20 protein-coding genes and 1 pseudogene are annotated in these 22,569 nt (G+C 63.3%); 12 read left to right on the plus strand and 9 right to left on the minus strand.

Annotated features, from left to right (window positions below; genetic code table 11):
* Window positions 1-135 precede the first annotated feature (135 nt).
* The gene (locus IFU00_17990) at window positions 136-1,167 is read left to right on the plus strand and encodes a DJ-1/PfpI family protein (GenBank protein ID MBD8544172.1); all 1,032 of its coding nucleotides are present in this window, start codon (window positions 136-138) and stop codon (window positions 1,165-1,167) included.
* 48 nt (window positions 1,168-1,215) lie between these two features.
* A complete protein-coding gene (locus IFU00_17995) occupies window positions 1,216-1,740 on the plus strand; it encodes a histidine phosphatase family protein (protein ID MBD8544173.1) in 525 nt (174 codons plus the stop codon).
* 46 nt (window positions 1,741-1,786) lie between these two features.
* On the opposite strand, the gene leuD is transcribed toward IFU00_17995, so the two are convergent.
* Genes leuD through IFU00_18010 form a run of 3 tightly spaced genes read right to left on the minus strand, consistent with a single transcriptional unit; the run spans window position 1,787 to window position 4,831 of the window.
* Window positions 1,787-2,452, minus strand: a complete 666-nt coding sequence (gene leuD / locus IFU00_18000) for a 3-isopropylmalate dehydratase small subunit (GenBank protein ID MBD8544174.1) — start codon at window positions 2,450-2,452, stop codon at window positions 1,787-1,789.
* Window positions 2,449-3,843: a 3-isopropylmalate dehydratase large subunit gene (leuC, locus tag IFU00_18005; protein ID MBD8544175.1), complete on the minus strand. Its 1,395-nt coding sequence runs from the start codon at window positions 3,841-3,843 to the stop codon at window positions 2,449-2,451. The genes leuD and leuC overlap by 4 nt, the downstream gene beginning before the upstream one ends.
* 25 nt (window positions 3,844-3,868) lie before the next feature.
* On the minus strand, window positions 3,869-4,831 hold the full coding sequence (locus IFU00_18010) for a tripartite tricarboxylate transporter substrate binding protein (protein MBD8544176.1): 963 nt from the start codon (window positions 4,829-4,831) through the stop codon (window positions 3,869-3,871).
* A gap of 137 nt (window positions 4,832-4,968) precedes the next feature.
* On the opposite strand from IFU00_18010, the gene IFU00_18015 reads away from it, so the two are divergent.
* Window positions 4,969-5,910: a LysR family transcriptional regulator gene (locus IFU00_18015; GenBank protein MBD8544177.1), complete on the plus strand. Its 942-nt coding sequence runs from the start codon at window positions 4,969-4,971 to the stop codon at window positions 5,908-5,910.
* Between the two features lie 103 nt (window positions 5,911-6,013).
* Here the strand turns inward: IFU00_18015 and IFU00_18020 are convergent, their stop codons facing one another.
* Window positions 6,014-6,760 carry an IclR family transcriptional regulator gene (locus IFU00_18020; protein MBD8544178.1) on the minus strand — a complete coding sequence of 249 codons (747 nt, stop codon included), beginning with the start codon at window positions 6,758-6,760 and terminating at the stop codon, window positions 6,014-6,016.
* Between the two features lie 69 nt (window positions 6,761-6,829).
* Between IFU00_18020 and IFU00_18025 the strand changes: the two are divergent.
* The 8 genes and pseudogenes from IFU00_18025 to pqqE all read left to right on the plus strand — a co-directional run bounded on the left by IFU00_18025 (window position 6,830) and on the right by pqqE (window position 12,181).
* Window positions 6,830-7,393 (plus strand): annotated as a pseudogene (locus IFU00_18025) (cytochrome b).
* A 60-nt stretch (window positions 7,394-7,453) separates the two neighbouring features.
* A complete protein-coding gene (locus tag IFU00_18030) occupies window positions 7,454-8,065 on the plus strand; it encodes an NAD(P)H-dependent oxidoreductase (GenBank protein ID MBD8544179.1) in 612 nt (203 codons plus the stop codon).
* 99 nt (window positions 8,066-8,164) lie between these two features.
* On the plus strand, window positions 8,165-8,746 hold the full coding sequence (locus IFU00_18035; GenBank protein MBD8544180.1) for a polyisoprenoid-binding protein: 582 nt from the start codon (window positions 8,165-8,167) through the stop codon (window positions 8,744-8,746).
* A 191-nt stretch (window positions 8,747-8,937) separates the two neighbouring features.
* Window positions 8,938-9,012, plus strand: coding sequence for a pyrroloquinoline quinone precursor peptide PqqA (gene pqqA, locus IFU00_18040; protein MBD8544181.1), 75 nt, complete (start codon window positions 8,938-8,940; stop codon window positions 9,010-9,012).
* Between the two features lie 91 nt (window positions 9,013-9,103).
* On the plus strand, window positions 9,104-10,021 hold the full coding sequence (gene pqqB, locus IFU00_18045; protein ID MBD8544182.1) for a pyrroloquinoline quinone biosynthesis protein PqqB: 918 nt from the start codon (window positions 9,104-9,106) through the stop codon (window positions 10,019-10,021).
* Complete coding sequence (gene pqqC, locus IFU00_18050; GenBank protein ID MBD8544183.1) at window positions 10,018-10,746, plus strand: pyrroloquinoline-quinone synthase PqqC; 729 nt, start codon at window positions 10,018-10,020, stop codon at window positions 10,744-10,746. The genes pqqB and pqqC overlap by 4 nt, the downstream gene beginning before the upstream one ends.
* The gene (gene pqqD / locus IFU00_18055) at window positions 10,743-11,012 is read left to right on the plus strand and encodes a pyrroloquinoline quinone biosynthesis peptide chaperone PqqD (GenBank protein MBD8544184.1); all 270 of its coding nucleotides are present in this window, start codon (window positions 10,743-10,745) and stop codon (window positions 11,010-11,012) included. The genes pqqC and pqqD overlap by 4 nt, the downstream gene beginning before the upstream one ends.
* On the plus strand, window positions 11,009-12,181 hold the full coding sequence (pqqE, locus tag IFU00_18060) for a pyrroloquinoline quinone biosynthesis protein PqqE (GenBank protein MBD8544185.1): 1,173 nt from the start codon (window positions 11,009-11,011) through the stop codon (window positions 12,179-12,181). The genes pqqD and pqqE overlap by 4 nt, the downstream gene beginning before the upstream one ends.
* Window positions 12,182-12,206: 25 nt before the next feature.
* On the opposite strand, the gene IFU00_18065 is transcribed toward pqqE, so the two are convergent.
* The 3 genes from IFU00_18065 to IFU00_18075 all read right to left on the minus strand — a co-directional run bounded on the left by IFU00_18065 (window position 12,207) and on the right by IFU00_18075 (window position 19,430).
* Window positions 12,207-13,970, minus strand: coding sequence for a M14 family metallopeptidase (locus IFU00_18065; GenBank protein ID MBD8544186.1), 1,764 nt, complete (start codon window positions 13,968-13,970; stop codon window positions 12,207-12,209).
* Window positions 13,971-14,099: 129 nt separating this feature from the next.
* A complete protein-coding gene (locus IFU00_18070; GenBank protein ID MBD8544187.1) occupies window positions 14,100-15,713 on the minus strand; it encodes a PDZ domain-containing protein in 1,614 nt (537 codons plus the stop codon).
* A gap of 144 nt (window positions 15,714-15,857) precedes the next feature.
* Complete coding sequence (locus IFU00_18075; GenBank protein ID MBD8544188.1) at window positions 15,858-19,430, minus strand: indolepyruvate ferredoxin oxidoreductase family protein; 3,573 nt, start codon at window positions 19,428-19,430, stop codon at window positions 15,858-15,860.
* A 189-nt stretch (window positions 19,431-19,619) separates the two neighbouring features.
* On the opposite strand from IFU00_18075, the gene IFU00_18080 reads away from it, so the two are divergent.
* Window positions 19,620-20,129, plus strand: a complete 510-nt coding sequence (locus tag IFU00_18080) for an Lrp/AsnC family transcriptional regulator (protein ID MBD8544189.1) — start codon at window positions 19,620-19,622, stop codon at window positions 20,127-20,129.
* A gap of 1 nt (window position 20,130) precedes the next feature.
* Here IFU00_18080 and IFU00_18085 read toward each other — a convergent pair whose 3' ends face one another.
* Window positions 20,131-20,790 (minus strand): GNAT family N-acetyltransferase, encoded by a 660-nt coding sequence (locus IFU00_18085; GenBank protein MBD8544190.1) that lies wholly within the window; start codon window positions 20,788-20,790, stop codon window positions 20,131-20,133.
* 48 nt (window positions 20,791-20,838) lie between these two features.
* On the minus strand, window positions 20,839-22,485 hold the full coding sequence (locus IFU00_18090; GenBank protein ID MBD8544191.1) for a diguanylate cyclase: 1,647 nt from the start codon (window positions 22,483-22,485) through the stop codon (window positions 20,839-20,841).
* Window positions 22,486-22,569: the final 84 nt, after the last annotated feature.

Here is a 22,569-nt window from a genome sequence, read left to right on the forward strand (position 1 = left end):
TGATGGTCTCTGGCTGAGTAAAAAATGGAATGCCGCCATTCTGCAGGCGCGGCCATGGCCACCGGCGCCGCCCGGGCGGAAATGGCAGGATTTGGTGCAATAATGACCGGATCTTCGCCACTGACCGCCCTGCCGATGCCTTCTGCGCCACCTCTGGACACCATCACCGTCGACATCGTCGTCTACCCCGGCTTCAAGGCGATGGAAGCAATCGGCCCCATGTCGGTGTTCGAATACGCCAATCTGCACCTGGCGCGGCAAGGCAAGGCGGCCGGCTACGATGTGCGCGTGGCGTCCTTCAAGACCGGGCCGATCCGCTCGGATACCCTGATGTCGCTCGAAGCCACCAAGGTAGTCAACACGCTGGCCCTGCCCCACACCGCGATGGTGGTCGGTGCGCGCCACATCCAGGCGGCGCTGGTCGAAAGCGCCGCCCTAATCGACTGGATCCGCGATGCCGCCCCGCGCCTGACGCGCTTGAGCGCCCTGTGCTCGGGCGCGTTCTTCCTGGCCGCCGCCGGCGTGCTCGACGGCAAACGCGCCACCACGCACTGGGGCGTGGCCGATCGCCTGCACGCCGATTTCCCGGCCATCGACATCGATGCCGACGCCATCTTCATCCGCTCCGGCAATGTCTGGACGTCGGCCGGCGTCACGGCCGGCATGGACCTGGCGTTGGCGCTGGTCGAACAGGACTTCGGCCGTGCACTGGCGCTGGACGTGGCCACCGAGATGGTCGTCTACCTGAAGCGTCCGGGCGGCCAGTCACAGTTCAGCGCCCACCTGCTCAGCGAGCGCACGGCGAAACCGACGATCCGCGAGCTGCAGGCCTGGATCCTGGACAACCTGCACGAGCGTTTGTCGGTCGCCCAATTGGCGGACAAGGCAATGATGAGCGAGCGCCATGTCGCCCGCGTGTTCCAGCAGGAGGTGGGCATGAGCACCCAGGAATTCATCGAAACCTGTCGCTTCGAGCGCGCCACGCAGTTGCTGGCCGACGTGACGCTGCCGCTGAAGACGGTCGCGGCGCGTGCCTGCTTCAGCGACGAGGCGCAGATGCGCCGCGTATTCCTGAAAAAGCTGGGGATTGCGCCGAAAGTGTATCGCGAACGCTTCGCCACCACGGGTGTCGCGGCCGATCGCGCCGCCAACGTGCACGACAACTGACCGCCCCGTGCTACGCTGCTTTTAACCACCACATGCTGAAAGACTGCGATGCAATTTTCCCTGACACGACCCTTGCAACTGTTGGGACAAATGGCACTGGTCGCTGCCCTGCTCGCACCCTGCGCTGCCATGGCTGAGCCAGACATGATCTACCTCGTGCGCCACGGCGAAAAAGCCGCCGACGGCAACGACCCGTCGCTCACGCCGCAAGGCCGGCAACGCGCGCAGAATATCGCAACGATGCTGCACCGTGCCGGCATCACGGCCATCTTCAGCAGCGCCACCGCCCGCACGCTCGAGACGGCGAAACCGCTGTCCGCATCACTCAGCCTGCCCGTGCAGCAATACGACGCAGGCAGGCCAGAGGCGCTGGTGGACAAGGTCAAGGCGCTGCAAGGGCCGGTGCTGGTGGTGGGGCACTCGAATACGCTGCCGCAACTGGTACGCCTGTTCGGCGGTGCGCCGGGGACAGAGATTGGGGACAACGAGTATGACCGGGTGTATCAGCTGGTCAATGGTGCCGATGGCAAAGTGACGACGGTGTTGTTGACGTCGTTGCCGGCCTCGCCATAACACCACCGTCAAACTGCAGCCACCGCACCCGCCGGATCGGCGTTGGCTAGCGCAGCGGCGTCACGGCTTGCCCGTCAAGCCTGGTCCTGGCACCCCGGGCGACGTCCTTGAGCCAGGGATGGGCTACGTGCCACCGTTGTGCAAATGCCTCGATCGCCTGCAGGTGGACGAGCGATGCACCGAGCATGTCGAGGCCATCCATGAACATCCGGCGATGGCGTTCACTCAGCGTAAAACCGATCGCCCCCAACGAACTGACGACTTCGAGCCGGTCGACATCGATGCGGACGTGCATCGGCGCAGCACATGCCGTTGCTGCCGCGAGCAGCTGCTGCATGTCGTCTTCCGGCACGGTCGCCAGCATCAGGCCATTGTTCATCGCATTCGAGTAAAAAATCTCGCCGAAGCTGGACGCGACAATCGCACGCACGCCAAATTGCAGCAGACCCCACACCGCATGCTCACGACTCGAGCCGCACCCGAAGTTCTGCCCGCCAAGCAGGATCGGCGCCCCGGCATAGGCCGGCTGCTGCAACACGAAGTCCGCGCGTGGCTGCCCGTTGCCGTCAAAACGCAAATCATGCAGGACGCCACGGTCCAGCCCCACCTTGTCGATACCGCGCAAGAACTGTTTCGGCATGATCTGGTCTGTGTCGAGATTGGCAATGGGTAGCGGGGCTGCGATGCCTTCGATGATGAATTGGTCGTTCATGATGCAGTCAACTTTCGCACGTCGGTGATGTGACCCGTCACGGCCGCTGCCGCGGCCATGGCCGGACTCATCAAATGGGTGATGGCGCCACGTCCCTGGCGGCCTTCGAAATTGCGGTTCGTGGTGGAAGCGCAGCGCGTGCCGGGCGCCAGTACATCGTCGTTCATGGCCAGGCACATCGAGCAGCCCGGCTTGCGCCATTCGAAGCCTGCAGCAATCAGCGTGTCGGCAATGCCTTCCTGCTCAGCCTGGTCACGCACCGCACCTGAACCCGGCACGACCATCGCTCTGACACCCGGTGCCACGCGGCGCGTGCCAATCGTGGCGACGACTGCGCGCAAATCTTCGATTCGCCCGTTCGTGCATGAGCCAATGAACACGTGCTGGATCGCCACGCCTTCGAGCGACATGCCGCTGCGCAAGCCCGTGTAATCGAGGGCCTTGGTATCGGAGGCATTCTGCGCAGCCGGGATCCGCCCCGTGACCGGCACCGCCTGGTCGGGACTGGTTCCCCAGGTGACGGTCGGGGCCAGACCCGATGCATCGAAACGATGTTCGACGTCGAACCGGGCGTCGGGGTCGCTGTGAAGCGTCACCCAGTGCGCCCGTGCACGCGCCTGCATGGCAGCATCGCCTGCCAGATCCGGACAGTGCGCCAGCACGTACCGGATGGCTGTCTCGTCGGGCGCGATCAAGGCGCCACGGGCCCCGGCTTCGACTGCCATATTACACAGCGTGAAACGCGCTTCGGTGCTCAGCGCCGCAATGGTGGAGCCGCAGAACTCGACGACATAGCCGCGCGCGCCCTGGGCACCGATGTGCGCAATGACCATCAGCACCAGGTCCTTGGCCGTGGTTCCTGGCGGCAGCGCACCGTCGATCCGGATCCGCATGTCCTGCGCCAGACGATAGACCAGGGTCTGGGTCGCCAGCAGATGTTCGACTTCGGTGGTGCCAATGCCAAAGCCCAGTGCGCCCAGCGCGCCGTAGGTGGTGGTGTGGCTGTCGCCGCAGATGACCACCATTCCCGGTCGAATCATGCCGTGTTCGGGCGCGATGACATGCTCGATGCCCTGAAAACGATCGTTGGTGTCGAACAGCGGAATCGCATGCCGGTCGCAGTTGCTCTTGAGATTACTCGCCTGGCGCGCCGAATCGACATCGCCAATGATCCGGAATTTGTCCGGATGGGTTGGAATAATGTGGCTGACGGTAGCCACGTTCTGGCCCGGATACAGGGTCTGCAGGCCGCGCTCGTGAAGGCCGGCGAAGGCTTGCGGACTGGTATATTCATTCATCAGATGCAGGTCGGCATACAACAGGACGTTGTCATCGTCGAGTTGCACGACCGTGTGCGAGGCGACCAGTTTTTGGTAAAGTGTTTGGCTCATGGTCCGTGCGTGGTGACGCGAAAGATTAATCGGTGCTGATGCCGCGGTCTTTGATCAGCTTGCCCCACATCGTCAACTCCTGCCCGAGACGTGCCTGGGCCTGGGCCGGCGTCGAAGGAATGGTGTCGAAACCGTCCTTGAGCAGTTTGTCCTTCAGGGCCGGCGACCCGATCGCCTTGTTGAGCGCAGCATTGAGCTTGTCGATGACCGGCTTGGGCGTGTTAACCGGAGCGAACACGATGAACCAGGTATCAAACGCATAACCCGTAGCGCCCGACTCTTGCAGCGTCGGCACGTCCGGCAGCAGCGGTGAGCGTTTTGGGCCGGTCACGCCGATCGCGCGCAGCTTGCCAGCGCGCACGTGCGGGACCGCAGCGGACAGAACGGGAAAGCTCATGTCCACCATCCCGGCCATCGTGTCGACCAGCGCCGGACCGCCGCCCTTGTAGGGCACGTGGACGATGTCGGTCTTGGTGACGTCCTTGAACAATTCGGCGGCCATGTGGAACGTGCTGCCTGGCCCCGCCGAGCCATAGTTGAACTTGCCGGGACTGGCCCGCACTGCAGCCAGAAATTGCCGGGTGTCCCTGGCAGGGAATGCGGGTTTGACAACCAGCACATGCTGCGACGTGGCCACCATCCCGATCGGCGCCAAATCCTTGAGCGTGTCGTAGGGAAGTTTGGCGAAGAGCGAAGGATTGATGGCCAGCGAGACCGTCTGCAGGCCGATCGTATAGCCATCCGGATCGGCCTTGGCGACGGCATCGACGCCGATATTGCCGCCGGCACCGGCCTTGTTTTCAATATAGATGCTGCCGCCGATTTCTTTGGCCCACTCGCTGGCAATCCGCCGCGCGACGATATCGGCGCTGCCGGCCGGGGCGTACGGAACAATCAGTCTAATCGGACGCGCCGGATAGTTTTGTGCCGCTGCGGCGCTCATTGCACACACCAGCGCGGCCAGCAAGGCAAGGTTCTTCACTTTCATGTCTCCTCCGAAAATTTGGTGGGTAGCTCGCTATTGCGCCGCCAATCTGGGAGGCTTACGCAATATCACCATCATATTCAACAAACCAAGGCATATAATTTATCTTTCGGCACTTCATTCGGTCTTCAAGGTTAATAATGGACGGACTATCGGACCTGTCATTTTTTACGCTGCTGATGAAACGCGGGACCATGGCGGCGGCGGCGCAAGAACTCGGGGTGACGCCACCCGCAGTCAGCAAGCGACTCGCCGCGATCGAATTGCGCCTGCGCGTACGCTTGCTGAACCGCACCACGCGCCGGATGAGCCTCACGCCCGAGGGAGAAACCTATCTGACCGAGGGCGAACTGCTGGTGGCGGGGCTCGAGGCGCTCGAACGAAAAATCTCGGGGGGCAGCGTGGTGCCGCAAGGTTTGTTGAAAGTGAGCGCGACGCTCGGATTCGGCCGCCGACATATCACACCCCAGTTGTCACGCTTTGCAGTGCGCTATCCCGAAGTCGAAGTCCAGCTGCATCTGACCGACCGTCCTGTCAACCTGGTCGAACAAGGCTTCGACGTGGCGATCCGGTTCGGTGAACAGCCCGATGCCCGCATTACCGCGCGCAAGCTGGCCAGCAACCGGCGTTTCCTGTGCGCCTCTCCCGCGTATCTGGCCGCACGCGGTGAGCCAACATCGCCGCGCGATTTGCAGTCGCATCGCTGTATCGTCCTGCGCGAAAGCGACGAAACGTTCGGTAGCTGGCATTTTCGCCAAGGCGCAAAGCAGGAAACCGTCAAGGTACGTGGGTCCCTGAGCACCAACGACGGCGAGGCCGCGCTGGCCTGGGCGCTGGATGGCCACGGCGTCGTCCTGCGCTCGGAATGGGACGTCACGCCGTTCCTGCGCGACGGCCGGCTGCGCGTGCTGCTTGCGCAGTGGGCGCCGCCGCCGGCCGATATCTACATGCTGTTTCCAACCAAAAGCCATCTGCAGGCCAAGACCAGGGCAATGGTCGACTTCATGCTCGACGCGTTTTCGGACAAGCGGCGGGTCGGTCGCAGCGCCGGCGAGGGCGACGACGCTGCACTGCGCTGGTGATGCGCTAGGGAAGCACAACAAAGCGGCCGTTGGCGCGCCCGGCTATGCAGCTTCGCCGCTGGCGCGTGAAACGCCCTGGCCTGGCTTGCGGAACGCGACGCTGCTACAAGCGTGCGGCGTTCAAACTAAGCTGGATAGCGAGCCGTGCCTGCTGCAATGCTTGTCGTAGTGCCGGCAATTTGCTGTCAAAGCGTGAAACTGGTACGGCCACGGAGATCGCATGCGGCGGCATTCCAGGAATGCAAATGGTTGCGCCCAGGGCGCACACGCCGGCCGCGTGTTCTTCCCGATCGTAGGTAAAACCTTCGTTGCGCGCTATTGCGAGTTCCGCCAGAAGCGCCGGCAACGTCGTCAGCGTCTGGGCCGTCAGGGGAACCATCCTGTCTTGCAGCAGACGGATCACGTCGCTGTCTGGCATGCCGGCCAGAAGCGCCTTGCCATTTGCCATCGCGTACAACGGACGCGGTTTGTTGGGAAGCGGAACGACGCGCAACTCCTGGTCCGACACGATACGGTCCAAAAAGGCGACCTCGTGCCCTTGCCGCGCAGAGATATCAACGCTTTCACGGGTCAGTTCGAACAGCATTTCGAGGCTTGGCCGCGCCTTCGTTACGACATCGGATTGGGTCAGCTGTGCAAGCTGGCCCAGGCCCCAGCCAAGCCGCACGCCGGCGTCACCGGCCTCCACCAGATTTTCCATTGCCAGCGCGTCAACGATGCGTTGTACCGTGGATCGTGGCAAGCCAGTTGCCCGCGCAAGGTTGCCCAAGCTCGTTCCTTCGCGTCCCAGCGCACGCAAAATCGCTGCAGCGCGTGCAATGACCTGAATCCCGCCAATTTCTTTGTCCACTTTTACCTTATGTACCGTATGGTGGTACAGTTCTGTACCGATTTAAATTTTATCCTACCTGAGCCGATGATGAACACTGACATTGCAACTACAACCAGCACAGCCACTGCCTACAACCCAATATCGAAGTTGCAACATTGGCTGATGGCGCTGATCTGGATATTTGCCTGGGTCATCGGATTCATCGCGGTTCACTTTCGGGATGAACTTAACGCCCATCACCAGTTGACTTTTTTGCACAAGGCGATCGCCAGCACGGTCATTTTTCTGACAGCGCTTCGCATTGTCTGGCGCTTGATTCATCCAACGCCGGCGTTGCCAGACACGATGTCGCCGCTGATGAAAAAAGCGGCGCATCTTGGCCATTACGCACTGTATGCCGTGGCGTTGATCGCCTTGCCGCTGTCCGGGTGGATGTGGAGTTCCGTCGCGGACAAGCCAATCATGATGCTTGGCTTCATTCATCTGCCAATGCTGGTTGCACCGGCACCTGAATATTATGACACGGCAAAACTTGTCCATCAGTGCCTTGCCTGGAGCTTCGGCGTCGTCGTTCTCGGGCACATCGGCGCCGCCTTGAAACACCATTTTGTCGATCGGGATGGCGTTCTTCAGAGCATGCTGCCCGGTCAGCCGGCATCGCCCCGACACAGTCACTCAACAATTCCCCTTCACCAACCACACAAGGATCCAATGAAGATTTTGCAAATCAATTCCAGTGCACGCAGCATTGGTTCTGAATCGACCCGCCTGGCCGACCTGATTGTCAAAGGTATTGCCGCAAAGAACGCTGGCGCCCAGGTCATCCGCCACGACCTGGCAACCAATCCCCTGCTCCAGATCGACGAGCAAGCCTTGAAAGCGCTGTTTACACCCGCCGACCAACGCACTGGCGAACAGGCGGCACGCGTTGCTGTCGATGATGCCCTGATTGCCGAAGTCCAGGCTGCAGACGTGATCGTGATCGGTGCACCGATGTACAACTTCGGCGTCACCATTCAGCTTAAAAGCTGGTTCGATGCCATTGCCCGAGCGCAGGTTACCTTCCGCTATACCGAGAGCGGGCCGGAAGGACTGCTGAAAGGTAAAAAAGTCTATGTCACCCTGGCACGGGGTGGCCTGCATCAAGACGGACCAACCGACACGCAGGTTCCTTACCTGAAGACCATGCTGGGATTCCTGGGCATGACCGATGTGCAGTTCATCTACGTCGAGGGTATGGGCTATGGCCCGGAGGCTGTCGAAAAAGCACGGGCCAGCGCCGAGGCGCAGATTGACGCTGCCCTTGCAGTGACACAGACCTGAGCAGTTGTACCTGGACACGGGGCCGTATCGGTCGAGTCGCGTGCGGACCCATCCCGTTATATTCCACGCCGCAAGGCATCTACGCAATGAAAGACACGAATGAACAATAAATTACTGGCCGCAGTCATGCTGGGTGTTGGCAGCATCTCGGGCGCCATCGCCGCACCGTCCACCTACCAGCTCGACCCGACCCATACCTACCCGAGTTTCGAGACCGATCACTTCGGCGGCATCTCGATCTGGCGCGGCAAGTTCAACAAAAGCAGCGGTAGCTTTACGATCGACACGGCCGCCAAAAAAGGCACGCTGGATGTCACGATTGACATGACCTCAGTTGCCATTGGTAACGATGCACTGGATGCCGAACTCAAAAGCGACATATTCTTCGATACCGCCAAGTTCCCTACCGCCGTCTACAAGGGCACGTCGGTCAAGTTCAACGGCGCTGGCAAGCCCACCGACGTCATCGGCGAACTGACGCTGCATGGCGTCACCAAGCCGGTCAACTTGAAGATCCTTTCGTACAAGTGCTTTACCAATCCCATGCTCAAGAAAGAAGTGTGTGGCACGGACGCCGTTACCACATTCAATCGTGCCGACTTTGGTATCAATTACGGTAAGGATTATGGCTTCACGATGCCGGTCACGTTGCGCATCCAGGCCGAGGGCGTCAAGCAATAACACCGCGTTGCAGTGCACTGCATGATGAATGTGGCAGCCCGGCGCGATCGCCGGCCCCGTCGTACATACCCCCGCACGGCAGCGCCCGCCGTCGTGCAGAATCGACAAGATTGCGTCACAATCAGATGTCGTCGCGTAGCCGACGACCATCACTCGCAACATACCATCATGCATTCACTAGGAGGCTTACCATGCGCTGGGAAACACCTGAAGCAATTGATTTCCGTTGGGGTTTTGAAATCACCATGTACGTGCTGAACCGTTGATGTTTAATTCCGGCAGGTACCGATGAACGATCCTGTCATCGATACCTGCCACTCCGGTTATCAGCGATAACCATGTGAAAGGTTGGATACGCTGTTGAAAATCCGCATTCTTGGTTCGGCAGCGGGAGGTGGTTTTCCGCAGTGGAATTGTAATTGTCTGAACTGTGATGGCATCCGCAACGGCACCATCCAGGCTGTAAGCCGCACCCAATCTTCGATCGCCGTGAGCGACGATGGCATCGACTGGGTCCTCGTCAATGCATCCCCCGACATCCTGGTGCAAATCCGCGCTACACCTGCCCTGCAACCTGCCCGCGCCGTGCGCGACACCGGTATTGCGGCCGTGCTGCTGATGGATGCCCAGATCGACCACGTGACCGGCTTGCTGATGCTGCGCGAACGCGGCACGCCTCTGCCCCTGTATGCGACCGCCGAGGTATTGGCCGACCTGTCGCACGCGCTGCCGCTCACGCGCGTGCTTGGCCATTATTGCGGCGTCGAATCGCACACGCTGGCCATTGACGGCCAGTCGTTCTCGATTGCGCCACTGCGCGACACGACGTTCCTGCCGGTTCCGCTGTCGAGCAAGGCGCCGCCTTATTCGTCGCACCGCAACGACCCGCACCCGGGCGACAATATCGGCCTGATGCTGCACGACAGCGCCAGCGGTGCGCGCGTGTTCTACGCCCCCGGGCTGGGCCAGATGACCGATGCGGTGGAAGCGGCGATGCGCCAGGCCGATGTGCTGCTGGTCGATGGCACCTGCTGGAGCGACGACGAAATGATCACGCTCGGCCTGTCGAAAAAGACGGCCCACATGATGGGTCATCTGCCGCAATCCGGCCCGGGCGGCATGATCGAGGTGCTGGCGCGCATGCCGGCGCGCCTCAAGATCCTCATTCACATCAACAACAGCAATCCGATCCTGCGCGAAGACTCGCCCGAGCGTGCCGAGCTGGCCACGCACGGCATCGAGGTCGCGTTCGACGGCATGGACATCACCGTATGACGCCCTCCCCCGATAGCAGCGACCAGTTGGCGCCTTGGTCGCGCGCCGAATTCGAACAGCAGTTGCGGGCGATGGGCAAGAGCTACCATATCCATCATCCGTTCAACCTGCGCATGAATGCCGGACAATGCTCGCCCGAACAGCTGCGCGGCTGGATCGCCAACCGTTTCTATTACCAGTTCATCATCCCGAAAAAGGATGCCGCGATCCTGTCCAATTGCGACGATCGCGCGACCCGCCGTTTATGGATCGCCCGCATCCTGGACCACGACGGCTACGACGATTACCAGGGCGACGCCCAGGGTGGCATGGAAGCCTGGACCCAGCTGGGCGAGGCGGCCGGCATTCCCCGCGCCGAACTGTGGTCGCTCCAGCACGTGGTGCCGGCGGTGCGCTTTGCCTGCGACGCGTATGTCGACTTCGCGCGCCGCTCGCCGTGGCAAGAGGCGGTGTGCTCGTCGCTGACCGAGATGTTCGCGCCGCAGATCCACAAGGACCGGCTGGCCGGCTGGCCCACCCAGTATCCGTGGGTGGAACCGGCCGGCCTGCATTATTTCCGCAGCCGGATTCCGCTGGCCCAGCGCGATGTCGACCATGGCCTGGCCGTGACGCTCGACTATTTCACGACCAGGCCACAGCAGCAGCGCGCACTCGAGATCCTCAAGTTCAAACTGGACATCCTGTGGGCCATGCTGGACGCCATCGAAAAAGCCTACCCGACATGAACGATTCCCTCATCCCCGCCACACCGGCCCTGAACCGGCGCTTTCGCCTGCAATGGGAAGACGCCCAGCAGGCCTACGTGCTGCTGTACCCGGAAGGCATGGTCAAACTAAATGGCAGCGCTGGTGAAATCCTGAAATGCTGCGACGGCAAGACCACGGTCGACCAGATCGTGCACGACCTGGAAACCAAATTCCAGGCCACCGGCCTGCGCACCGATATCGAGGGCCTGCTGGCCCATGCCCATCAGCACAAGTGGATCGAATGATGCTGCCCACCGATGTTGCCAACAGCGGCGCGCCGACCGTGTCGCCGCCATTCTGGCTGCTGGCCGAACTGACCTACCAGTGCCCGCTGCACTGCGCGTTTTGCTATAACCCGCTCAACTACGATGCGGTGCGCAATGAATTGACGACGGGCGAATGGGTGCGGGTCATGCGCGAGGCGCGCGCATTGGGCGCCGTGCAGCTGGGCTTTTCGGGGGGCGAACCGCTGATGCGCGACGACCTCGAAGAACTGGTCGCCGAAGCGCGCCGCCTGGGCTTTTACAGCAACCTGATCACGTCGGGTGTCGGCCTGAATGAAACCCGCATCGCGGCGCTCAAGAACGCCGGGCTGGATCATATCCAGTTGTCGTTCCAGGATTCCACCCGTGAGCTCAACGATTTCCTGAGCAGCACCAAGACCTTCGACCTCAAGCTCAAAGTCGCCAAGCTGATCAAGCAATACGATTATCCGATGGTGATGAATTGCGTGCTGCACCGCTATAACCTGCCGCATGTCGGCAAGATCATCGAGATGGCGCTGGCGCTGGGCGCCGAATACCTGGAACTGGCCAATACCCAGTACTACGGCTGGGCCATGAAGAACCGCAACCAGCTGATGCCGACGCTCGAACAGGTACGCGATGCCGAACGCGTGGTGGCGGAATATCGCGAGCGGATTGGCGACGCCTGCAAGCTGCTGTTCGTGGTGCCCGATTACTTCGAGGACCGCCCCAAGGCCTGCATGAATGGCTGGGGCGCGGTGTTTCTCGGCGTGGCGCCGGACGGCGTGGCGCTGCCCTGCCACAATGCGCGCGACCTGCCCGGCTTGAATTTGCCGAACGTGCGCGACGTGGGCCTGGCCGACATCTGGCGCACCAGCACCGCGTTCAACGCGTACCGTGGCAATGACTGGATGCAGGAGCCATGCCGCAGTTGCGACGAAAAGGGACGTGATCTGGGCGGCTGCCGCTGCCAGGCATTCATGCTCGCCGGTGACGCGGCAGCGACCGACCCGGTCTGCAGCAAGTCGCCCAAGCGCGGCGAAGTCGACAAGGTGATCCGCTTTGCGAGCCAGCGCCCGGCAGGACTGGACAACGGCCACGTGATCGAGCAGCCGATCGTGTTTCGCACGAATGCGAATTCACGCAATCTCCTGCAGACCGACACGTAAGGCGGGTCGGTCCGCAGGGACCAGGTTACAGCGCCGTATCCGTGCGCAGCACCGGATACAGATTCAACCGCTCGTCATACGATGAATGCCGCTTGGCGAAGAACGCCAGGCGCGCCTGCGGATCCTTGGCAAACGCCGGGTCCGACGCCAGGCGCTGCGCAAATTCGGCGGCCACTTTCGGGTCGGCTGCCATCTGCTCGCGCGCCACGTCCTCGGCCACGTAGTCTTCCATGTATTCCTTGCGCTCGAAGGCCGTGTTGAACGTGCCCCAGGCCAGCAGCGAATCGGGCGCCTGCGGCTCGAACATGGCCACCACCAGCCGCGCCTTCGGCTGCGCGATCGGCACGAACAGCGAGCCGGCCGTTACCGCGCGCGGCTCCGCCATCCACTTGCCCGTGACCGTCAGGCGCTGGTGCCCTTCGACCGAGGCCGCGTCCAGCGTGGCCTTGTCGGCGCGGAAAGTCTCGACGTTGGCGCGCGCAACGCCCTGGTCCAGCTTGCGGAACACGACGCCGTGCTGGCGCAGCTTCTCGCCGACGATGGCGGCCTGCGCCGCCGGCACGATGTAGCCGGCGCCCGGTGCGGTCACTTCCACATCGGCGACGACCTCGTCGCGCAGCGGCACGCGCCACACTTGCGGCCTGGTTTCATCGTAGCGCGTCATCAGGCCGCCCGAAATTTCCGATGGCTTGCGCGTGTATTCGTAGCCATTGAAATTGACCATCTCGGTCTTGTCGGTGGTGCGGTAGTTCAGCGCCACCTTCTTGTTGCCCAGTTTTGCGGCGCGCGCGTCGGCCGCGTAGGCCGCCTTTTGCCAGTCCGCGCCGTGCTTTGCGACCTGGTTCAGCACCGAGACCACGGTGTTGCGGGTGATGCGCACACGCACCGGGTATTCTTTCCACGAGTGCGTTTCCACCAGCATCGCCATGCGGTTACGCAGCTGGAAGTAGCCGGTTGAAAACCGCGGATCCGACACGCTGTCCTCGAAGCCCGACATCGGATCGTCCTGCTTCACGAACGACATGTAGTACGACTGCGGCGTCGAGCCTTCTTTCGCGATGTCCTTGATGACATTGGTGCGCAGCGCCAGGCCGGCCTTGCGGAATTCCGGGTCACCCGAGTACACCGGCTCGACCTGGATCGAGATATCGTGCTGGAACTTGGCGCCGTTGGTCGCGTGCAGATCGACATACGTCAGCGGATCCCACGCGTTCACCAGGCCCAGCATCGCCTGCATTTCCGGCGCATCGGCCTTCAGGTAGTCGCGGTTCAGGTTCAGGTTCTGGGCGGTGGTGCGCCAGCCCATTTCCACCGGACCGCGCTGGTTCGGGCGGTTCCATTTGCCGAAGCGCTCGTGCCCGTCGACGTTAAACACCGGCACGAACAGCAGCACCTGCTTGTCGAGCGCGCCCTTGCCCGCGCGGCCTTCGAGGATCTCGCGCAGCGCCAGGAAACCCGCATCCTTGCCGTCGATCTCGCCGGCGTGGATACCGCCCTGAATCAGCGTGACAGGCAAGCCCGCCTTTTTGGCGGCCGCGGGCGTGAACACGCCGTTGTTGTTGGCCACCAGCGCCTTCATCGGGCGCCCTTCCGGCGTGATGCCGAAGTCGATGCACTGCACCTGCTTCGGATACGCCTGCGCAAACGCGGCGCACAGCGCGATCGTTTCATCGTAGCGGCCGGTGGCCTGGAAGCCGGAGCGTTCCGAAATCGTCGTCAGGTCGGGGGTAGCGGCGTGCGCCAGAGGGAATGCAGACAGCAGGGCCAGCAGTAACGCAGAACGAATCATCGAGAAGCTCCGGCAGGTGACAGGAAAGCCGACGATTATAGACGTGTTCTTGACGCAAAGTTAAGTTCTGGAAACACAAAGGGCGGCGCGCCGAATTAGCCACGCCGCCCGTCAATACGGCCGTTCTGCTCAGCGCGGCGGTGCGCCGGGCGTTGGCCTGATTGCGATTTCCTTCACCTGAGGCCGCACGATTTCCATCGGCACGACGCGGGCGCGGCTTGTGGTCGAGACCGGGCACGCCTGCGTGGCGCGGTAGGTCAGCGCAGCAGCCAGCAAGCCTTCGCTCTCGTCGCCCACCGGCCGCGTCAGGTCGTCGCTGACCTGGCAGGTCGGCGCAAAGCCATCGGTGAAGTCACCAAAGCCCTTGTTGTTGACGCCCTTGAACTCGATCGAGAAATACGTCGTGCCGCAGTTCGGCACCGGTGTGAAGCCATACGGTTTACCGCAGGTGGTGCCGCCGATCTGGATGACCTCGACATCGGCGCCGCGCAAGCCATTGATCACCGATTCGCTGGCCGAGCAGGTGCCGGCCGTGCTCAGCACCGTCACGCGTTTCAGGCCCAGCGTCGGCAGCGGCGTGCCGGTGCGCACCGGGTTGCTCGAAGCGAAGCCCCACGCAGTCGAGCGGAACGGCAGTGGCGCTTCGCGCGGCAACTTGTCGTTGTACTGCGATTGCTCGAACACCTTGCCATTGGTCGACTCCGGCCCCGAGACCATATACGCCAGCTGGCTGGCCAGGTACAGCAGGCCCCCACCGTTGTAGCGGATATCGAGCACCAGGTCGTTCACGCCGGCCTGGCGGAACGTGGTGAACGCATCGATCAGCTGTTTTTCGGAAACCGCGTTGAAGGTGTCGAAGGTCAGGTAACCGACCTTGCCGCTCGCGGTTTCGATGACCTTGACGTTCTTGACCGGTGCGATGCGCACGTCGGCGCCCGTCATCGTCGCCTCGAACGGCACGCCGCCGCGCTGCAGCGTGAAGCGGTGCGCGCTGCCGGCCGTCTCAGGGAACAGGGCCTCGTTGATGCGCGCGATCGATGCCGCGTCGGTCGTGTTGATGAAGTCGATGCCATCGATCTTCGTCAGCTGGTCACCGCGCAGAAGGCCCGCGGCCGCGCCCGGCGAACCCGGTTCCACGGCCGTGATCAGCCAGGTGCGCGGCGCCGTGCCGTTCGCGTTGCGCGACCACGTGATGCCATAGCCCAGATCGATGCCCTGGGTCTGCATCGCTTCCCATTCGGCGGTCGGATAGGTGAAGTGGTAGCGGTCCTTGGCTTGCCCGGTGGCCGTCACGGCCGGCGTCTTGAGCACGTCGAAATAGGCAATGGCGCTCTTGAAGTCGGCCATCTTGTAGGTGTTCGGGACTTCGTTGTACCAGAGGTAGTACTGGTTGGTCCAGGCACGCAAAAATTTGAGTTCGTCCAGCAGCGTGCCCTGCACATCGGGATATGCCTTGCCGCTGGCGTCAAAGCCCGTGCGCGGCACCGCGCACTTGTTCCAGTAAGTGCCGTAGGCGTCGCCGAGCAGGTTGGGATTGAGGTCTTCCGGCGTGGCGCCACTGGTGGTCGGGGTTGGGGTCGGGGCCGGCGTCACCGGCGCCGTGTCCGCCACGGGTGGACGGGCGCCGACACCGGGCGAGCCCCCACCGCCGCCGCAGCCGGCGAGAGCGAACAGCGCAGCGAGCGCGCCGGAAATCAGACGGACGGAAACTGCCTTGTGCGGGAGAGAGAATGTCGGGCTCATGCAGATGATTATAGACGGCGGTTTTCGTGCACAACACCACCAACTGTCACAGGTGAGGCCAGGCGACAACGAAGCATGCCAAGCCGACAAGCATCCATCAGACAACGCCGGCGCGTATGCCGCGCCGGCGTGATCAAAACACCATCAGGCCGCGCGCGGCGCCGCGCCCACCGGCGCATGGAATGCCGCCAGCAGCGCCGCTTCTTTTGCCTTCGCCGCTTTCAGGTGCCGTTCCTTCACATGCCCGTAACCACGGATATCTTCCGGAATGCTGGCCACCGCCACGGCCTGCGCCAGGTTGTCCTCCGTGAGCTTGGGCAGCAGCGCCGCCACCGTCGCGCGGTATTCGCCGATCAGGGCGCGTTCGACGCGGCGCTCGGCGGTGTAGCCGAACACGTCGAACGCGGTGCCGCGCAGGCCCTTGAACTTCGCCAGCACGCCAAACGCGCGCATCATCCACGGGCCAAACTCCTGCTTGATGGCGCGGCCTTCCTTGTCATGCTTGGCCAGCAGCGGCGGCGCCAGGTGGAACTTGAGCGTGATATCGCCTTCGAACATGTTGGCGATTTTTTCACGGAACGCCGGATCGGTGTGCAGCCGCGCGACTTCGTACTCGTCCTTGTACGCCATCAGTTTGTACAGGTACTTCGCCACGGCTTCCGACAGGCGGGTGCCCTTGCCCAGGCGCGCTTCCTGCGCCCTGACCTGCTCGACGAAGGCCGTATACTGGCCCGCATACGCCGCGTCCTGGTACGCCGTGAGCAGCTCGACCCGGCGCTTGACGACATCGTCGAGCGTCTGCATGCGCTTGAACTCGATCACCTTGGCCGGCATCGCCGACTTGCTGACAGCTGCCAGGTCATGTCCCGCGCTGCGGCCCCAGTTGAAGGCCGCCTTGTTGAACGCGACCGACACGCCATTGAGCTCGATGGCCTTGAGCAGCGAGGCTTCGCGCAGCGGCACGCGGCCCTTCTGGAACGCGTAGCCGAGCATGAACATATTGGTGGCGATCGCGTCGCCCAGCAGCGCCGTGGCGATGCTGCCAGCGTCGAGGAATTCGACGTTGGCCTTGCCGCAGGCTTGCTCGATCGCGCCGCGCGAACCTTCGGCCGGGAATTGCCAGTCCGGGTTCTTCACGAACGCGGCCGTGGTGGCGGTGCTCGAATTGACGGCGGCCCAGGTGCGGCCTTCACCCATGCGCGACAAGGCATCGCGGCTGGCCGTGACGATCTGATCGCAGCCGATCACGAGGTCGGCGCTGCCGGTGCCCACGCGGGTCGAATGCAGATCGGCCTGGTGTTCGGCCAGGCGCACGTGCGACATCACGGGGCCGCCCTTCTGGGCCAGGCCGCTCTGGTCGAGCACGATCGCGCCCTTGCCTTCGACGTGCGCCGCCACCGCCAGGATCTGGCCGACCGTCACAACACCGGTGCCGCCCACGCCGGCCACGAGGATGCCGAATGGCGTGGCGACCGATGGAATGACGGGTTCCGGCAGCTCGGGTGGCGCCGCGTCGGACGCTGCAGCTTTTTTCGGCTTTTTCAGACCGCCGCCTTCGACGGTGACGAAGCTCGGGCAGAAGCCCGACACGCACGAATAATCCTTGTTGCACGAGGACTGGTTGATCTGGCGCTTGCGGCCCAGTTCGGTTTCGAGTGGCTCGACCGACAGGCAGTTGGACTGCACCGAGCAGTCGCCGCAGCCTTCGCAGACGGCTTCGTTGATCACGGCGCGCTTGGCCGGGTCGGGGAATTCGCCTTTCTTCCGGCGCCGGCGTTTTTCGGAGGCGCAGGTCTGGTCATAGATCACGGCCGACACGCCCGGCATCTCGCGCAGTTCGCGCTGCACGTCCATCAGTTCGGAGCGGTGACGCACCGTGGTGCCGGGCGCCCAGGCGTAGTCGCTCGGGTATTTGTCCGGCTCGTCGGTGACGACGATGATGGGCGTGACGCCTTCGGCTGCGATCTGGCGGCTGATCATGCCCGGGTCGAGCGGGCCGTCGACGTTCTGGCCGCCCGTCATCGCGACCGCGTCGTTGTACAGGATCTTGTAGGTGATGTTGACCTTGGCCGCCACCGCGGCGCGGATCGCCAGGATGCCCGAGTGGAAGTAGGTGCCGTCGCCCAGATTGACGAACACGTGCTTCTCGTCGGTGAACGGCGACTGGCCAATCCAGGTCGTGCCTTCGGCGCCCATGTGCGTGAAGGTCGACGTTTCACGGTCCATCCACAGCACCATGTAGTGGCAGCCGATACCGGCCATCGCGCGCGAGCCTTCCGGCACCTTGGTCGAGCTGTTGTGCGGGCAGCCCGAGCAGAAATACGGGATGCGGTCGGTTTCCGGGTTCGGCTTGGCCGGAATGTTACGCAGCACCAGCTCTTTGGCTTCGAGGAAGGCGATGCGCTGCGCGACGCGCTCGGCGACCGGGTGGCCGGCGCAGTAGTGGCCGATGCGCGAGGCGATCGCGCGCGCGATCTGCGCCGGGTTCAGCTCGTACGTGGCCGGCAGCAGCCAGTCGCCGTGGCCCATGCGGTTCTTGTTACTCCACTCGCCCGTGTCGTCGAACTTGCCGACCACGCGCGGACGCTCGCCGTCGGGCAGGTTGTACAGCTCTTCCTTGAGCGCGTATTCCATGACCTGGCGCTTTTCTTCGACCACCAGGATTTCATCGAGGCCCCGTGCAAATTCGTGCACGCCTTCGGCTTCGAGCGGCCAGGTCATGCCGACCTTGTACAGGCGCAGGCCGATGTCCTGCGCGGCCTGCTCGTCGATGCCGAGGTCGGCCAGCGCCTGGCGCGTGTCCAGATAGCTCTTGCCGGCGGTGATGATGCCGATCTTCGGCTGCGGGCTGTCCCAGATGATACGGTTGAGCTTATTGGCGCGCGCATAGGCCAGCGCGGCATACCATTTGTGATTGCTCATCCGAACTTCCTGATCCAGCACGGCGTCCGGCCAGCGGATGTTCAGGCCGCCCTCGGGCAGCTGGAAGTCGGTCGGGATCACGGTCTGCACGCGGTCCGGATCGAGATCGACGACAGCACCCGACTCGATGATGTCGGTGACGCATTTCATCGATACCCACAGGCCCGTGTAGCGGCTCATGGCCCAGGCGTGCAGGCCGAAATCGATGTATTCCTGCACCGACGACGGATACAGCACCGGGATCCCGCAGTGGGTCAGGATGTGGTCGGACTGGTGCGCGGTGGACGACGATTTGGCCGCGTGGTCGTCGCCGGCCAGCACCAGCACGCCGCCGTATTGCGACGAGCCGGCGTTGTTGCCGTGCTTGAACACGTCGCCGCAGCGGTCGACGCCCGGGCCCTTGCCGTACCACATCGAAAACACGCCGTCGTACTTCGCGTCCTTGTACAGATTGGTTTGCTGGGTGCCCCAGACAGCGGTCGCCGCCAGGTCTTCGTTCATGCCGGGATGGAACTTGACGTGGTGCGCGTCGAGGTGCGCCTTGGCCTTCATCGCGGTCTGGTCGACCGAGGTGACGGGCGAGCCGCGGTAGCCGGTGATGTAGCCGGCCGTGTTCAGGCCGGCCTTGACGTCGCGCTCGCGCTGCAGCATCGGCAGGCGGATCAGCGCCTGCGTGCCGGTCATGAAGGCGCGGCCGCGCTCGAGCGTCCATTTGTCGTCGAGCGTGATGTCTTGTGCAGGTGCGGATGCGGGCGACGGCGACGCCAGGTGGGCGCGGTCCAGGGGTGCGTTCATTGTGTCTCCAAGAAACTGGTGGCGGTTGCCGGAAGCGGTGCATTTCCTGCATCTCGCTTCTTGGCGGGAGTGGTCTCCCGTCTTGCGCCAGTATAGACCTGCCCCCCCAGCATTAAATTCCAAACAATTCCCCCTCCTTCTTGAATTGCGCAATAAAATTGCCATACAAAAGACGGACGTGGGGATGGTATGTCAAAGATTGAGCTGGATAAAACAGATCGTAAAATCCTGGAGATTTTGCAGAACGATGGCCGGTTGTCGAACCAGGATGTGGCCGAGCGCGTGAACCTGTCGCCGTCGCCATGCCTGCGCCGCATCAAGCGGCTGGAAGAAGCGGGCGTGATCCGCCAGTACGTGGCGCTGCTCGATTCGGACAAGATCGGGCTGGGCTTGCTGGCCTACGTCAACGTGCGCCTGGAAAAGCACAGCGAAGTGGCCAGTACCACGCGCCAGCCGGGCTTGCCCGCAACGTCGCCCCGCAACGATTTCGCGGTGTCGGTGGGCAGCTGGCCCGAAGTCGTCGCCTGCTATGCGATGACGGGCGACATGGACTTTTTGCTGCGCGTGCATGTGGGCGACATGGACCACTTCTCGCGCTTCATGATGGGCACGCTGCTCAAGCATCCGGCCGTGCTGGACGTGAAGTCGAGCTTTGCGCTGCAGCGGATCAAGGAAACAACGGCGATGCCGCTGGTGTGAGTTACTGCCGCGGCTTTCGTGGCGTGAAAAACTTCACCGCGGCCCGCGTGTTGGCCTTGACCGTGTAATCGATCGCCGCGAACTGTTCCTCCAACGCCTCGGCCATCACGCTGCCCGGGCTGGGCGGCGGCAATTCGAGGTGGGCGTCGGCCTCGCCGTATTCGCGCGTGACGACCATCCCGGCTTTCTTTGCAATATGCATCATCGTCTTGTTGGACGTCAGGCACTGCATATAGAGCGTGTCGACGTCCGAATTGCGGCAGTGGATCGCCGCGCGCTGGAAGAGGCGCGTGCCCACGCCCTGCCCGCGCGCCGAGGCCGACACCGAGACGCCAAACTCGGCCACCTGCGCCTTGGCCGTGCCGGTGCGCCCTTCGGTCGGCGCGAACGCCAGGTGCCCCATGCCCACCAGCTGGAACACATTGCTCACGACACCAAAGACGATGTCGCGCTCGAAATCGAGCTTGCCGACATAGGCCGTGATGCCGTCGTCGGACATCATGCTGCCAAAGCGCAGCAGGCGGTCATCCTTGTCGAGCGCGAGCAGATGGCGCAGCACGCGGCGGCGGTCGCGCTCGTGCAATTCCTTGACCAGGACCGGCGGCTGCCCCTTTTTTCCGCGCAAGCCCTGTAACCAGCGGCGTAATGGATTGTCCAGCATGTTCCCACCTTCCCGTGCGCGACAACCAGTCGATGTCGCCCGTAAATCTTAGCCGATCCGGTCGGCGTCTGCCTTGCTTGTCCCTGTGCCCGTACCAGTGCTGCCGACGGCGCCCTCCTTCGGACGCTCGCGCCGCGCCTGCTCCGGCGCTGGCCCTGCCGGCTCGTCTTCGTCGCGCCACTGCGCCTGCTCGCTGACGACGAAGCGGCCCTTGCCAGCCTGCTTGGCGGCGTACATGGCCTGGTCGGCCTCGGCCAGCAACGCTTCCTGTCCGCGCGCCGCGCCCATCTGGCCGCGCGCGCTGGCGATGCCGATACTGGCCGAGATCCTGATGGCATGACCATCGGCCTCGGTGATCGATTCGATTTCGGCCAGCACTAGGCGCGCCACGCGCAGCGCGCCGTCGCGCGACGTCACGTCTTCGAGCAGGATAACGAATTCATCGCCGCCCAGGCGCGCCAGCGCATCTTCGGCGCGCAGCCTGGCCTGCACGCGGCGCGCCACGGTCTTGAGCACCAGGTCGCCGGTCGCATGGCCCCAGGTATCGTTGACTGCCTTGAAGCCGTCCAGGTCGATGAACATCAGCACCACGACGCTGTCGCGACGGTCGGCCCGGGCCAGCGCCCGTTCGAGCAGGCGGGTCAGTTGCCGGTAGTTGATCAGGCCGGTCAGGCTGTCGTGCTGGGCCAGGCGCTCGAGCTGGACCGACTGCGCCTGCAGCTCGGCGGTGCGCTCGGCCACGCGCTGCTCGAGCGTTTCGTTGGCCGCCTGCAGGCGGCGGTTGACGACGCCGATGATACGGTAGCTGCGGCGCAGGCGCACACCGGCATAGGCCAGCAGCACCAGCAACAGGCCCGAATACGCCGCCAGGTAACCGCGAAAACGCTGGCGCTCGAGCAGCACGGTGGTGAACGAACGCTCGAATTCCTGCTCCAGGCGGTCGAGCACGATGTCGCTGCCGACGGCAGCAATCTGCGCTTCGAGCAGGTTTTCCAGCGGCCGCTTTTCGAGGATCACGCGGCTGCTCAGGATCACGGCGTCCATCTTGTCGACGACGGCGGGCGAAAAGGCGATCTCCTGGGCGGCGACATTGCCCAGGATTTCTTCGATACGGCTGGCCAGCGCGGGCGATGGGGCGATGTTGTAGCGCAGGATGTCGGTCAGCAGCGCATTGAGGGTCGTATCGAGCCGCACGACGAACTGGGCCGGTGCCAGCGCGCCTTCGATGCCGGAAATTTCGGTCTTGAGGTCGGCCACCGCCGGTGGCATGTGCAGCAGCGCTGCGCGCAGGCGCGGATTGTGCCGCGCGAACTCGGCCACCAGCATTTCCTTGTTGCGCAGCGCCGTGCGCAGATCGGCGCAGGCCTCGGTGGCGGCGCGGCTGCCGGTCAGTGGCGCGGCTTGCTCCAGACGCGCCATCAGGATGCGCATGCGCGGCAGTTGCGAACTCAGGTCGGGCCGGACGCTGGCGCGGCCGGTGTGGGCGCGCAGCAGGTTGGCGTCCCATTCGGCGTCGAGCTTTTCGAATTCGCGCAGGTTGAGCAGGACGTTGCTGCGCACTTCGGGGTCGATCACCTCGGTGCGGGTGTACAGAAAGACCAGCAGTGCGCTCATCAATACGACGGCCAGGCTCGCCAATAACAGGCGGCGGCGCCGTAGCCAGCTCCCTACCCGCCGTACCAGCATCCTGAACATCGTTTTTCTCCAACGCAACAATTGACCATGTGGAAGAATAACAAACCGCTGGCCCACACTGTACGCAGGGTGTAACTACATGTA

Origin of the sequence: Oxalobacteraceae sp. CFBP 8761, assembly GCA_014841595.1 — a bacterium.
GTDB lineage: Bacteria > Pseudomonadota > Gammaproteobacteria > Burkholderiales > Burkholderiaceae_D > Telluria.